Genomic DNA, 13,729 nt, shown 5'->3' with positions numbered 1-13,729 from the left:
CCAAAGGAGGTTGAGATCGAGGAATGAATGTTCCCGGGTTTTCTCCTACTGGAACGAGACAAAGCGTACCCGAATCTCGAAAAACCGGCAGTCCTCTCCCTCGGCCTCTGTCTTGTGGAGGCCCTGCCTCCCAGGGGCCTCCACAAAAACGAGAGGGAAACACCGGTATGAATCTCAAAGATCCAATGACTTTTACCACTTAGGCTTGCGCTGATCCTCACCGGGCTGGACCTGGCCGAAGTCCTTAATGACCCTGTATTCGCCGTCATGCACCCGAGCGATGTATGAGGGTCTGGCCGTATGATTGTCGATGGCCCGCATGGTCACACGGCCCTCCGGTGCTTCCACCGAGAGACCGGCCATGGCCTTCCGTACCGCTTCGCCCTCGGTAGTTCCCGCCTTTTTCACGGCCTTGGTCCAAAGGAGCAGCACCGAGTAGCACGACTCGATCAAGGTCGTCGCCCGCATGGGCTCGAAGGCATGATACTTCTCTACGAACGCTTTGGCCCTGGGCTTGTCGAGATTCTCGAACCATCCAAAAGATGCCAGGTTGCCCTCTGCAGCCTTCTTTCCCATGGCATCGACATAGGTCTCCAGGTCGACCATGGATGCGTACTGGATGTGTTTCTTGAGACCGTAATCATTGAACTGCTTGGCGAAGGCCACCGCGTCTGTGCCGACCATGATGCTGAAAAGCACATCGGGTTTTGCTCTTCTAATTCGGGTAATCACCGAGGAGAAATCCGTCGTACCCATCGCGATCAGTTCTTCACCGACGTTCTTACCCCCGGCACCCGAGAGATACCTGTTCACGACTCTTGCCGATTTCTGCGGGAACTCGTAATCAGATCCGAGGATGTAGAATTTCGGGCCGTAGTTCTGGACCAACCATGGGACGTATTTCTCGGTCTGCTGTTCCGGCACTTCACCTGTGATGAACATCAGGGGGTGGTAAGCTCCACCCTCATAGAAGGTGAAATACAAGAACGGCACACCGGCGTCCACGACGGTGCGATAAGTCGCCGTCCTCTCGGCGCTGAGTATCGGGCCGATACACACGTCTGGATGCTTAGCCATAACGCGCTTCATCTTCTCATTGGCGGTCTTGGGATCCGAGGCACTATCCTCCACTATCAGCACGATCCTCCTGCCCAACAGCCCTCCGGATTCGTTGACTTCCTTCTGCCAGAGCTTGATCGCCCCCAGGGAACCCTGCCCGTCTGCGGCGATGAACCCGCTCAGCGCGATCACGACCCCCACCTTGATGGGGGATTGGGCAGCCTGAACGGCCCGGGGAACGGAAAGCCCGAACAGCAAAAGACCAAGCACAGCCCCACGGCAAACGAGTCTTGTACATGCATGACCTTGACGCAAGAGTCTCCCCATCTCATCCTCCTTTTGTTTGGGGTTCACTATCAAAACAACTCCAACCCAAGTCCGATTTTGCTTTGAATTCCTCACCCCCTTTCGATTTCTGATTGAGATTCCTTGATGCGAACGCCCCCTTACCTTCTCTCCACTCACCCGATCAGCAGGGCCATTAGGGCCTTCTCGGTGTGCATCCGGTTTTCTGCCTGATCCCATACAACCGAATGGGGACCCTCTACGATCCCATCCGTCATCTCCTCCCCTCGATACCCGGGAAGACAGTGCATGAAGATGAAGTCCGACGCGGCGACCTCCACCGCCTCCTCGTTGATCTGATAAGGGCCGAAATCCCTGACCCGCTTCTCTTTCTCCTTCTCCGCGGCTCCCATACTATGCCAGGTGTTGGCATACACCACGTCAGCATCCTTCAAGGCCTCTTTCAAATCACGGGTGAAGACGATCCTCGTCCCACCCCGTCCCGCAGCTTCCTCGGCAAACTGCCTGACCTTCGGATTCGGCCCGTATCCCTCGGGACCTGCCACATAGACGTCAAAACCCATCAGGCCGCCTCCGACCATCAGGGAATGACAGACATTGAAGATGTCGCCTGCATAGGCCAGTTTCAAACCCTTCAGGCCACCCTTCTTCTCCCGTATTGTCAGCAGATCGGCCAATCCCTGACAGGGATGGGTGAGGTCAGAAAGGGCGTTGATCACCGGGTTCTTCATGTACCGGGCGAATTCCTCGAGGCGGTCCTGACCGAAGGTCCTCATGACCAAGGCGTCACAGTAGCGGTCGATCACCCGGGCCGTGTCTTTTATGGGCTCCCCGCGGGCCAACTGCATTTCGTCAGGACGCATGTAGAAGCTCTGGGCTCCGAGATGGGCGATCGCGGCCTGAAAAGACGTCCTGGTCCTGGTCGAAGGCTTCTCGAAAACCACCGCCACGGTCTTGCCGCGGAGATACTCATGGGGCTCCCCACGGGCCAGCTTCATCTTGAAATCGTAAGAGACGTTCAAGATGTCGTCTATCTCCTCCCTGTCGAAATCCATGAGTGTCAAGAAATCCCTGCCTCTGAATCTGTTTCTCATACCAACCTCCTCTCAGCGGGACGCACCAGCATCCCTGGAATGGGCAGTCTTACCAAAAGCTGCCTCTTTGGCGCCTTCCTAACCCACTCTGTTGCAAACAGCACCGTACCCCTTTATTCTGCTGAACCCGTGCTCCGCTAGAGTCAGGACGACCCCTCTGGTATCGGGGACCGTGAGTCGCACGAGGGCACACCGCATGCCGTCCGGGCCCGCAGGGAAAAGCCGGAGATCGGCGATCCCTGCCCCGCTTGCCCTGATCAGGCGGAGTGCCCGGTCCAGGTCCTTGCGAGCCTCGTCGAACTCAAAAAGAACCTGCCCGGAATCCTCATCCATAGATGAAGTGATTCTCCTGGAAAGTCTTTCAAAATCGCGGTCGTCCACAGGCCGTCTCTCTCGCCGACAAAGCATGCCTCTCTCAGGCAATATCAGTGCCATCCGGCCGTGGAAGGCGAGCAGGGTGAGGAACATACATAACTATTCGAAATCTCATGATTTTGGTCTCAAGACAGGTTGGCCGCCCACACACACAACGTGCTCCTTGCCGTGGAGAGCGGTTCATCTGTGAACCAAAGGTGGATATGCTCCAATCCGTCCCCCTTAATGCAGGGACTTTCTTCCTCAGATTCTGGACCAGAAATGAACCAAGATCTCCCTGGCATGTCTCTTTGGTTGATGGGGAGGCAGAACAGTTCCGGCGACGAGAGGAGATCGTCCGGTTCAGGAACGAACCAGAATCAAGCCTTCCTGATGCCGTATTTCTGCATTCGCCGGACGACCGAGGAGTGGCTCGTTTTCAGAGCCCTGGCAATACTTCTAGTGGATCTGTACCTCTTGGCCGCCTCCTCGACTATTCTCGACTCGTATCGCTCGAGCATCTCCTGAAGAGAACAATCCGCCTCGAGGCTAAGCTCTCCGCTACGGCGATCCTCTAGGATATAGCCCGGCAAGTCTCCTGTCTCGACTCTCGGCCCTTCTGAAATGAGAACCAGGTTTTCCAGGAGGCTGCTCAATTCACGGACATTGCCCGGATACGAGTAATCGAGCAGAGCCCGGAGAACATCCCGGGAGAGCGTCTTTTTCAGGCCGTATTTCTGATTGAACCTGTTCAGAAAAAACTGTATCAACGGCAGGACATCGCTCTTTCTCTCCCTCAGAGGCGGAATATGAATGGGAAAGGTGTTCAACCGATAGTAGAGATCCTCTCTGAAAAGCCCTCTCGACACGAGCTCTTTCAGTTCCCTGTTGCTTGCCGCGATGATCCGGGAGTCGATCGACTTCGGCCGGGTCCCTCCCAGGCGCGTTATTTGTTTGTCTTCCAAGAACCTCAAGAGCTTCACCTGGACGCTCAATGAGATCTCGGAGATCTCGTCGAGGAAGAGCGTCCCCTTTCCAGCCAGTTCGAAAAGCCCGGCCTTTCCAGTCTCCTTTGCACCGGTAAAAGCCCCCTTCTCGTAGCCGAACAGTTCCGACTCGAGAAGCGGTTCAGGGATGGCAGCGCAGGCGATCTGGATAAAAGGACCGTCCTTGCGGTCGCTCAGCCGGTGAATCAGCTCGGCGATCATGTTCTTTCCCACCCCGGACTCACCCGCCAGCAGAACCGTTGCATCGACTCTGGCGATCCTGGTGGCGGTTCTGAGAACACGCCTCATCTCCTCGCTGTGAGCGACGATGTTTTTCTCCTCGAATCCCAATAGTTTCAACTCTCGTAGCTCGGAGGAGTATCGCTCCGAGAGCTCCCGGGTCTCCTCCAGCAGGGTGGTAAGCCTCTGGATTTCGGTGATATCCCTTACGTTGATAACCACGAAGAGAATCTCTCCATCCTCGTCGAATACAGGACTACCGGTGGCAAGCGCCTTCCGGCCGCCCTTCAACTCCTGGATCAGGGTCACGGGTCGCTTGGTCTCGAGAACCTCCAGGGTCACGGATCGGTCAAAAAGCCCATTCTCCACCAGGTCCTTGACTCTCTTGCCGATAACATCCTCTATCCTCACATCGTCCAACTCGCATGCCGCCCTGTTCACTCTTACGGTGACTCCATTCCCATCGCAGACCCAAATGCCGTCGTAGGAGGACTCGATGATGGCGTCCAGCTGCTTGGCCATCTTCTTGTACGTGTCGAGCTCCCCGGAAATCCGCTCGATCTCCGAGAACTCGTGGAATATGCTGGCCGCACCTACAATCTCGCCATCCCCGAACACGGGATCTACGTTAGCAACGAGGTGGATTTCCCCGTCCGACAAGTTCTCCCCGTGGAACGATGTCCCCGTCTCCACACACTCGATCAACTTCTGCCCTATACCGGGGAGCACGTCGAGAACAGACCGTCCCAGGGCTTCCTCGCGCCCGACCCGAAAGATCCGCTCAGCAGAGGGATTGAAATAGGCGATGATCCCCGCTCTGTCCACACCCACCATGCCGTTGTGGACCGAATCAAAAAGGGAAGACAAGCTCAAAACACCTCTCGACTCCAAGAAAGACCTCTCCTTTCGAATCTCAAGGCAATGGCCGAAAATGAGCATTCTCCCTATAGCACTATTTCGAGGATTTGGCAATAGCCGGTTGGGCCGGAGTTCCCTGACTTTTGGAGAACACCCTTGCCTCCGAGCGACATTGCGGAAGCGGTGGGGTACCCATCGGGAATGTTCGTGATTCGTGTTCGTGGCTCGTGATTCGTGCGCGTGTTCGTGGTGCGTGTTCGTGGTGCGTGTTCGTGGGGAAGAGGTAGGGATTTCCCACCCGCGAACTCCGAAAGGGTCACCGCGTGAGCTCGGGAGCCAGGGGACAACGGTGTTCTCCTGCCAAGACAGAAAAAGATCGTGAAGTCATATACTTGCAAGAATCCTGGGCCGAAAACTCAGGAAACTCCACCCGGTTGGGCCGGAGTTCCCTGCCCTTCCCGGCCAGTGAACCGTTCGATGCTCGCATCCTCGATGGGGATGTCTGCCTTACCGTCAATGATCAGGTGGGCGAGGGCCTCGGCCGTGGGAGGCACGTGGGAGAGGGCATGGGCGTGGCCACAGGCCAGGATGAAGCCGTCCACCCCGGGAACCTTGCCGAGAATCGGCAGGGAATCGAAGGTGAAAGGGACGAAGTTCGCCCAGGTTCGGATGATCCTGGCATCTTTCAGTGCAGGAACGATCTGGACGGCCTTCTTGGCCATGAGATGCAAGGCCCGGGGGAGAACGCCTTTGTCGTGGCCTACGAATTCCGAGGTAGTACCGATAACCACGTTCTTCGAAACCGTTGGCTTGAGAAACGGAAAGATCGAGCGGTCCAGGGGTTCCCTTGGGAGCGACTCCTCGCCCGCCCCTGGAGGCAGCTCGAGGGCGAAACTCAAGACCTTTTCAGGGGACTCAACCTCTTCGGCCGTCACCTCCCGTCCCCCTTGAAGCACGCGACTGATCAAACGGCGGGAAAGGCGCTCGGTCACCAGAGACTCCAGCCGCTGTGGAAAGACCGGGAGGTCGATCCCGGCCATCGCGGCGACCTGGCGGCTCCAGGGGCCCGCTGCGTTCACCACCCATTGCGCCTCTATCTCGCCCAGACCGGTAAGAACAGCTCTTACCCGCCCTCTTTCCACACGAATCCCCCGTACTTCAATCCCCGTCCTTATATCGGCGCCACGGCGGGCCGCTGCACGGGCAAAGGCGAGGGTCGTTAGAATAGGGTTCAACTGGGCCTCCTCGGCACAGTATGTGGACCCAACCACCTCAGGAGAAAGCTCAGGCTCAAGCTCACGGGCCTCCCGGCCGTCGATCAGCCTGACCGGTATCCCCTGGTCCCTCTTCTGGCGAACCACAACCTCCATCACCGCCTTCTGCTCCGGGGTATGGAAGACCGTCATTCCGCCCCTCTCCTCGTACTCGATATCGATGTCGAACTCCTCCGATACCAGCTCCCTGTACATCCTGAGGGAACGGCGAGCCATATCCAAATCAAAGCCGGCCAGACGGGTCTGCTGCCACACCATCCCATAGTTGGATCCGGAAGCCTGAGAGCCGATTCCTTCCCTTTCCAGCACCACAACTCCGGAGATCCGCCTTGCAAGCGACAGGGCCAGGGAGCATCCCACAACTCCCCCGCCGATGATAACCACCTGAGCTCTCTCCTTCACAGGAGATCCTCCCCTTTCACAAGGCCCTCCATCGGCAGGGGACGGACCGGCGGACGGACGGTGGGTGGAACGAGGTTCCGGGGCGGCTCCCCGCTCACCTCCGTAATCAACCGGGACACCAGGCCCCTGCAGGTCCTTCCCTGGCAGAGTCCCATTCCCGCCCTGGTCCGACGTTTGACCGCGTCCACGGTTCTGGCTCCCTCTCTTATCGCCCGGGCAATCAGCGCCCTCGGCACCTCTTCACACCGACAAACCATTTCGTCCTCAGCGGGTTCATCAGTCCGGCCCGGTACCAGGGAGGACCTGTGAGATCCAGGTTCTCCACCTTTCACCAGGGCCGCCTTTGCCGTTTTCCGGTACTTCCCGCAAGATCCCTCCCGCAACTCTTCGAGGCGGGCCCTGATCTTGCGACCTCTGAGGACCGCCGCCCGCCTGTCGAGGGCGCCGAGGGACCGACTCACGCCGAGACCTGCAAGCCTCCCCTCTTCCATGGCCGTGCTCGCCTCCTCGACCCCCGCAAGATCACCTGCCACCCACAGGGTTTCGATACTGGTCCGCATCCACTCGTCATGAGCAGGGAGCCATCCCCCCAACTCGTTCGAGAAAACACACCTGCACCCGGCCATCCATGCGAGTTCGGCAAGAGGCGAAAGCCCGACGGCAAGACAGATCGCATCGACTTCCAGAACTCGACGTTCTCCGGGCTCGGGCCTTCCGTCCTTGTCCAGGCGAACCAGGACCACTCCCCGTACCTCCTCATCGCCAAGGGCACGCTCCACCGTGGTGCTCAGCAGGATCGGCACACCCTGGCGCCTGAGCTTGGCCCCGTGGACCTCCCATCCACCCAACCTGGGCAGGGCCTCGCAGACCGCCGCCACCTCGATCCCTGCCTGGAGAGCCTGAAAGGCCACGATAAGGCCCACATTGCCCGAACCGACGACCACTATTCTTCTCCCGGGCATGACCCGGTGAACATTGACCATCGTCTGAAAGGCCCCTGCCCCCATCACACCGGGCAGAGTCCAGCCGGGAAACCAGAGGGGATTCTCCCTGGCTCCCGTGGCAAGAATCAGCCTCTCTGCCTTCACCAACCCCAAGAGATCATCCCTGCGGTCATGTATCCCGAGCTGTCCACTCTCCTTGAAGATCCCGTATGCAGCCGTATTCAACATGAATCTGACACCGAGCCTCTCAGCCTCCGAGAAGAGTGCCTCTCCGATCTCGAATCCGCGCATGCCTGCCATCTCGTGCCGGGAACCGAAGAACCTGTGGATCTGCTTTACGAGTTGACCACCAGGCCGGTCGTTTTCGTCGATGACCAGGGTCTCCACCCCAGCTCTTGCCAGTTCTATTGCGGCTGAAAGCCCGGCGGGTCCTGCCCCTATAATCGCTGCAGGCACCTCAATCATGGGCGACCACCTCAGGTACCTCCATCCTTATATCCATTCCTTCCTCTAGGGGCGTCACACAGGCACGCACCTTCGGCCGGCCGTTGACAACCACCATACAGTCCGTACAGAGCCCCATGGCACAGAAGACCCCACGAGGCTGGCCGCGGTCCGCCGTACGCCGCAACAGCCTGATTCCCGAAGCGGCCAGTGCCGCTGCTATGGGTTCGCCCTCTATCCCGTAGAGTCTACGCCCTTCAAAGGAGAAGGCGACCCTCCGCCCCGGGGTCAGAGGACCCAGTATCGGATGATCCAGAACTCGCAGTTGCCCCATCTGCAAACCCCTCCGGCAATACCCATGCCGCCCCTCCGGCCTCTGCCGGGACACCTACCCTGTAAGGCGGCCAGTGGGAACACACCTTTTAGTCGGATTGGACCGTGGCCTGAGGACCGAGCCAGAACCTGACGAACACACTCCGGGACCGTTCAAGAACGCTTCGGTAGAGCTGAGCTGCACCCCCGGGATAGTATATCATCACCACGATCAGGAAAAGGCCGTAGAAGATCAGATTGACGCCCGGGTACTGGGAGAAAACAGACCGGACCATCTCGGTGGCAATAACGAACGGGATCGCCACAAGAGCGCCACCCCAAAGACTCGCCCTCCCCCCGATATAGACAATCACCAGGACCTCGATGGTTTTGCCCGTGTGCATCACGTCAGGCATGAGGATCCCGTAGTAATGGGCATAGAAACCCCCGAGCCAGCCTGCAAAGGCACAGGAAAGGGTGAAATTGATGATGCGGTAGCGGGTCGGATTGATTCCAGAGGTTCGTGCAGCCTCCATGTTCTGGCCTATAGCTCGAAAGGCCAGCCCCATGTGAGAACGAACCACCCGTTTCAGGACGATGTATACGACCATGAACATGACAAAAAGGATGTAGAAGTACGGTATGTTCGACGAGGTCCTCAGCAGGGTGGGGCAGTTCAACCCGAGGGGACCTTCGGTCAGGAAGACGAGCTTTGTCGCCAACCCCCACAGGGCCAGGCTGATAAACCAGGCCATAACTGCGGCGAATATACCCCGCAGCCGCAGGGTAAGCACGCCGGTCAGAAAACCGACAAGCGCGGCGGGCAGCACACCCACGAACATCCCGGCCCACGGTGAGAGGCCGAATCTCACCGCCAGGATCGCCGAGGTGTAAGCGCCTAGCCCCACGAACGCGGCAAAACCAAAATTCACGATATTGATGTACCCACTCGTAAAATCGAAAGCCACAGCCTGGGCGGCCATAAAAAGCCCCACCACCATCCACCGCACCAGATACTCCTGGTTAAAAGGAGGTATCAGAGGGAGAAGGGCGAGCACCAAGAGACAAACCAGTCCCAGAGGCGTGAAGCCGGCCAGATCGAGTATTCTTTGAACCCCCTTTACTCCGGTACGCTTGTTGTTCTTTTCCACGGAATCACCCTACTGGTTGAGAATTCCTCTGACTTCGCTCCCAAAAATCCCTGAAGGTCGCAGCAAGAGGATAAGGACGATGAAGGCAGCGGGAATCGCATAGTCCCATCCCTCACCCACGTAGACAGTGGTAAGGACCTGGAAAAGAGCCACGATAAACCCCCCGACTGCGGCACCACCCACATTCCCCATGCCAGCCAGGATAACGATAAACCAGGAATTATAGAGAGGTCCAAGACCGACTGTAGGATAGGCCGGATACATGAAGAGAAGACAAGCCCCTGCCAGGGCCGCAAAAGCCGAGCTGAGAGCAAGAGTCAGGGTCTGGATACCGTTGATGTTGATGCCGACCATCCGTGCCCCTGTCTCGTCCTGTGAAACCGCGCGGATCGCGCGGCCGGTCTTCGAGAATTTCATGAAGCCCCAAAATCCCCCCATAACCAGCATTGCCAGGAGAAACACAAGGAACCGATCGAAAGAGACATAGACGTCAAAAAAGGAGATGGTCGGATAGTACCAGTAACTGACTATGCCTCTAAAGTCCGTGCCGAAAATCAACTGGGTGCTGTTCACGATGAATACCGACATGCCCACGGTGATCACAAAGGAGTTCATCACCCACTGCTCGCGGCTCCTGGTCCGGAGGGGACGGAACACCACCCATTCACAGAGCATTCCGACCAAGGCCCCCACACCCGCAGCAGTGAACATGGCTATCAGAGGGGCCACCGCCGCCAAGACCGAGTAAGGACTCGCTGCAATGTAATCCGTAAATGGAGTAAAGACAAAGTAGGCCGCCAGCCCGCCGATCATGAAAAACTCCCCGTGGACGAAGCTGACGATATTCATCACGCCGAAGACCAGAGCCAGACCCATGGCCACCAAGGCCCACATCCCTCCGGTGACGATGGCATTCACGATTATGTACGAACCCTTATCCATCGCCGCCAAGACGGCGACAACAATCGTAGCCGTAATGGTGATGCCTGCGGGTGATGTCAACCCGGCTGAAATGCGTGTGGAAAGGGTTTGTTCTGTCTCAGGATTTGCCATGATCTTCTGCCCTCGTCCTCTTTTGCTTTCCCTAAATCCCCAGGTATACCTTCCTCACGTGATCATCCCGGGCAAGATCAGAGCTTCTCCCTCTGAGCACGATCTTTCCCTTCTCCAACACGTAGCCTCTGTCGGTGACCTGGAGAGTCTTGGTGACGTTCTGCTCGACCAAAAGGATCGTGACCCCTTCTTTCTTGAGAACATCCAGGGCCCGAAAGACCGCCGCAGTCAGCTGAGGTGCCAACCCCAAGGAAGGCTCGTCGACCAAGAGGAGCGAGGGGGCCGACATCAACCCGCGGGCGATTGCCAGCATTTTCCGCTCCCCCCCGCTCATGGTCCCGGCAAGTTGTCGTTCCCGCTCCTTCAGGGGAGGAAAGAGCCCGAAAACAAAATCGAGGCTCTGGGCGATCTTCCTCTTGTCCCTTACCGCATAGGCCCCCATGGCGAGGTTCTCCTGCACGGTCATGCCGGTAAAGAGGTTCAGCTCCTCGGAAATATAGCTTATCCCCTTCCTGCACACCCTGTCTCCGGGAAGCCCGTCGATAGGTTCGCCCTTGAAGATGATTCTTCCCTCTTTAGGTTCGAGCAGACCCGCTATCGATTTGAGGGTCGTACTCTTTCCCGCTCCATTGGGCCCTATCAGGCAGACGTACTCTCCTGGTCTGACATCGAGAGAGACCTCCCAGATGACCTGCAGGAAACCGTAACCCGCATCGAGGTTTTCGACCTCCAGTAGCGCTTGATTCTCCATGTCTCCCTTGTCGGTTCGTCCTGACTTCCGGGGTCCCGGCAGTTTGGCAGGACGCTCCCCCTTCTCCACGCCGACTACTCAGCCCCCAGATACGCATCCGCCACCCTGGAATCCCGAGCAACATCCTGGGTCGGTCCTTCGGCGATCTTGTTTCCGAACTGGAGCACAGCCAATCGGTCGCAGAGGTTCATGATCACCTGCACGATATGCTCCACCATTATGATGGTGACTCCCTGCTGCCGGATCTTACGGATAATGGCCATCAGCTCTGCCAGCTCCCCCTCGGTAAGACCGGAGGCCAGCTCGTCCAAGAGGAGAAGCCTGGGCTGGCTCGCAAGAGCCCGGGCCAGATCCAGCCGCTTGAGCTGCACGGTATTGAGGGTCTCGGACAGGGTATCCTCGGGCATGGGAAACTCGACAAACGCAAGCCGTTCGCGGCAGTGGCGAACCGGGTCTGTCACCGGGTGAGTCTTGTTGCCGAAGACAGCGGCCACCATGACATTTTCCAAAACGGTCATCTTGGGGAAAGGACGGGGAATCTGAAACGTCAGTGAGAGCCCCCGATGGCACATCTGCTCAGGCAACCACCCGGTAGTCTCCTCTCCCATGAAATAGACGGAGCCGGAAGTCGGAGGATCGAGCCCCGCTATCGCGTTCAGAAGAGTCGTCTTGCCGGCTCCGTTGGGCCCGATGAGCCCCAGGATCTCCCCCTCCTCCACGTGCAGGGAGACCCGGTCCACTGCCACCAGCCCGCCGAACCGCTTGGTCACATCCCTGGTTTCCAGCACCGTCATAACATCCCGTCCTTGGCACCCGGAGGGAGAGACCCCAGGCCTTGGTCTCTCCCTCTTCGGTGCTCGTCACCTCACCATGAGTTCAATCTGCTTCACATCTTCAGGGAATACCGTGAAACCCTTGCCGTTCTTGTACTGAATCACCGGGAAGAAAAAGTCGTTCGGACTGATCTTCGGATCGGGCCTGCTTGCCGCATTCGTCCCGTAACGGGCGTGCATGAGGGCCCCTTCGGCCCGGCTGTAGGTAAGCTTCCCCTCGGCCACCTCGTTGCGGCCCACTTTTGTGATGGTTTCACTGGTCAACTCCCCGTACTCTTCGATGGCACGCCTGGCGATCTTGATAAAGAAGTTACCGTAATCATAGGCCATTCCAGCAGCAGAAGGGCTCGGGCCATAACCGTACTTGGCCTTGAATCTCTTGGCCCATGCTTTCTGCTTAGGGGTGGCAAACTGGGGCTGCATATCGAGAACACCGTTTGACGCCTGGCCGGTCATCTTGTACCAGTCGCCGACCCAACCTAGCCCGTCCGCAATCACCAGGCCTCTGAAACCTATCTCGTGGGTCTGTTTGATGAGGGCCGAGACCGATGCCACACCGGAGCTCGATCCCGCCAGGAGCACGACGCCGGCTTTCTTGCACTTGTTCACGTAGGGGTAGAAATCGGTCTTCTTGAGGTCGAAATACTCCTCCGTAAAAATCTCCCAGCCGTTCTCCTTCAACCCCTTGGCCAGTCCGCCGACCAGGCTCCGTCCCCAGTCTGTATCCTCCCCCCAAAGGGCGGCGAGCTTCTTCTTCGGCTTCCAACGGCCCCTGGCGATCGCGTCATTCAGGCATTCCACATAGCCCACAACCAGCTTCTGGGGAATGGGCCATCCCTTCATGATGAGATAACGCTGATCAGCAGGCAGGGAATGGTACTTGTCATTGACAGCCTTCCCCGCGCCCATACAGAAAAAATGGGGCACCTTGTACTTGGCCCACACAGCCTGAAGGGCGGTATCGACCGCAGTATGCCAGTTCAAAATGCCGGCCTGTACACCCTTTCGCTCAATGGCCTCGGCATAGGCATTGGTCGCCTTGGCAGGATCGGCCTGGCTGTCGATATAGACGATCTCCACTCGATAGTCACCGATCCTGTTGTCTACATCCCCAAGGGCCATGGTCGCTGCATCCTTCATTTCATTGCCGCTCTTCGCACTGGGCCCGGTGAAAGGTCCGAGCACACCGAGCTTGAAAGTCTTCTCAGCGGCCCCAACCTCCATGGCAGCGAAGCAAAAGGCCGTCAAAAGAACCAGAGAAAGAACAAGAACCCTTTTCCAGCCGTCCATCACATACCTCCTTTTCCAGTTTGGCTAATAGGTCATCCTCTCCATCTCGCCCGAACAAGAAAACGGCCTTTATCACCTCCCCCCCTACCAGTGACTCTCGACTCGCACCGATACGTCTGCAGCCCAAACAATCGAAACGTCCGGTGACTCAGACCTGCTCATCAACGGAACCGGAGAAGCCGGGTGCGGGGATCCTCACGCCTTTCGATGGGCAAAGACCCCCATCGCGCACGGAAAAACACCCGCTCTCCCCCGGGCGTCACATATCTTGACATTCCGCACACACCTTGACGGCGGCAACCGCCCCATCTCGCACAAGACCCCTCTATATCACTACCGCTGAAGACTGTCAACAAAATTTTTCTGGAGTTTTGGGAC

At 57.8% G+C, this 13,729-nt stretch carries 12 protein-coding genes; all 12 read right to left on the bottom strand.

The window, feature by feature from the left end; all coding sequences use genetic code 11:
• Positions 1-192 precede the first annotated feature (192 nt).
• A complete protein-coding gene (locus tag JRJ26_13075) occupies positions 193-1,386 on the bottom strand; it encodes a substrate-binding protein (GenBank protein ID MBW2058419.1) in 1,194 nt (397 codons plus the stop codon).
• 134 nt (positions 1,387-1,520) lie between these two features.
• Positions 1,521-2,459, bottom strand: a complete 939-nt coding sequence (gene argF, locus JRJ26_13070) for an ornithine carbamoyltransferase (GenBank protein ID MBW2058418.1) — start codon at positions 2,457-2,459, stop codon at positions 1,521-1,523.
• Between the two features lie 78 nt (positions 2,460-2,537).
• Complete coding sequence (locus tag JRJ26_13065; protein MBW2058417.1) at positions 2,538-2,792, bottom strand: hypothetical protein; 255 nt, start codon at positions 2,790-2,792, stop codon at positions 2,538-2,540.
• A 401-nt stretch (positions 2,793-3,193) separates the two neighbouring features.
• On the bottom strand, positions 3,194-4,930 hold the full coding sequence (locus tag JRJ26_13060; protein MBW2058416.1) for a sigma 54-interacting transcriptional regulator: 1,737 nt from the start codon (positions 4,928-4,930) through the stop codon (positions 3,194-3,196).
• 383 nt (positions 4,931-5,313) lie between these two features.
• Positions 5,314-6,573: an FAD-binding oxidoreductase gene (locus JRJ26_13055; protein ID MBW2058415.1), complete on the bottom strand. Its 1,260-nt coding sequence runs from the start codon at positions 6,571-6,573 to the stop codon at positions 5,314-5,316.
• On the bottom strand, positions 6,570-7,982 hold the full coding sequence (locus JRJ26_13050) for an FAD-dependent oxidoreductase (GenBank protein MBW2058414.1): 1,413 nt from the start codon (positions 7,980-7,982) through the stop codon (positions 6,570-6,572). Before JRJ26_13050 ends, JRJ26_13055 begins: the two co-directional genes overlap by 4 nt.
• Positions 7,975-8,286: a (2Fe-2S)-binding protein gene (locus JRJ26_13045; protein MBW2058413.1), complete on the bottom strand. Its 312-nt coding sequence runs from the start codon at positions 8,284-8,286 to the stop codon at positions 7,975-7,977. Before JRJ26_13045 ends, JRJ26_13050 begins: the two co-directional genes overlap by 8 nt.
• Positions 8,287-8,383: 97 nt before the next feature.
• Positions 8,384-9,424: a branched-chain amino acid ABC transporter permease gene (locus tag JRJ26_13040; GenBank protein MBW2058412.1), complete on the bottom strand. Its 1,041-nt coding sequence runs from the start codon at positions 9,422-9,424 to the stop codon at positions 8,384-8,386.
• Between the two features lie 9 nt (positions 9,425-9,433).
• Positions 9,434-10,477, bottom strand: coding sequence for a branched-chain amino acid ABC transporter permease (locus JRJ26_13035; protein MBW2058411.1), 1,044 nt, complete (start codon positions 10,475-10,477; stop codon positions 9,434-9,436).
• Between the two features lie 31 nt (positions 10,478-10,508).
• On the bottom strand, positions 10,509-11,228 hold the full coding sequence (locus tag JRJ26_13030; protein ID MBW2058410.1) for an ABC transporter ATP-binding protein: 720 nt from the start codon (positions 11,226-11,228) through the stop codon (positions 10,509-10,511).
• A 74-nt stretch (positions 11,229-11,302) separates the two neighbouring features.
• Positions 11,303-12,022, bottom strand: a complete 720-nt coding sequence (locus JRJ26_13025; GenBank protein MBW2058409.1) for an ABC transporter ATP-binding protein — start codon at positions 12,020-12,022, stop codon at positions 11,303-11,305.
• A 66-nt stretch (positions 12,023-12,088) separates the two neighbouring features.
• Positions 12,089-13,351: an ABC transporter substrate-binding protein gene (locus tag JRJ26_13020; protein MBW2058408.1), complete on the bottom strand. Its 1,263-nt coding sequence runs from the start codon at positions 13,349-13,351 to the stop codon at positions 12,089-12,091.
• Between the last annotated feature and the right edge of the window lie 378 nt (positions 13,352-13,729).

The sequence above is a fragment of the Deltaproteobacteria bacterium genome (genome assembly GCA_019308905.1).
Taxonomy (GTDB): Bacteria; Desulfobacterota; BSN033; order WVXP01; family WVXP01; genus JAFDHF01.
The sequence above is the reverse complement of the archived record's forward strand: the minus strand, read 5'-3'. Positions and strand labels throughout refer to the sequence as shown.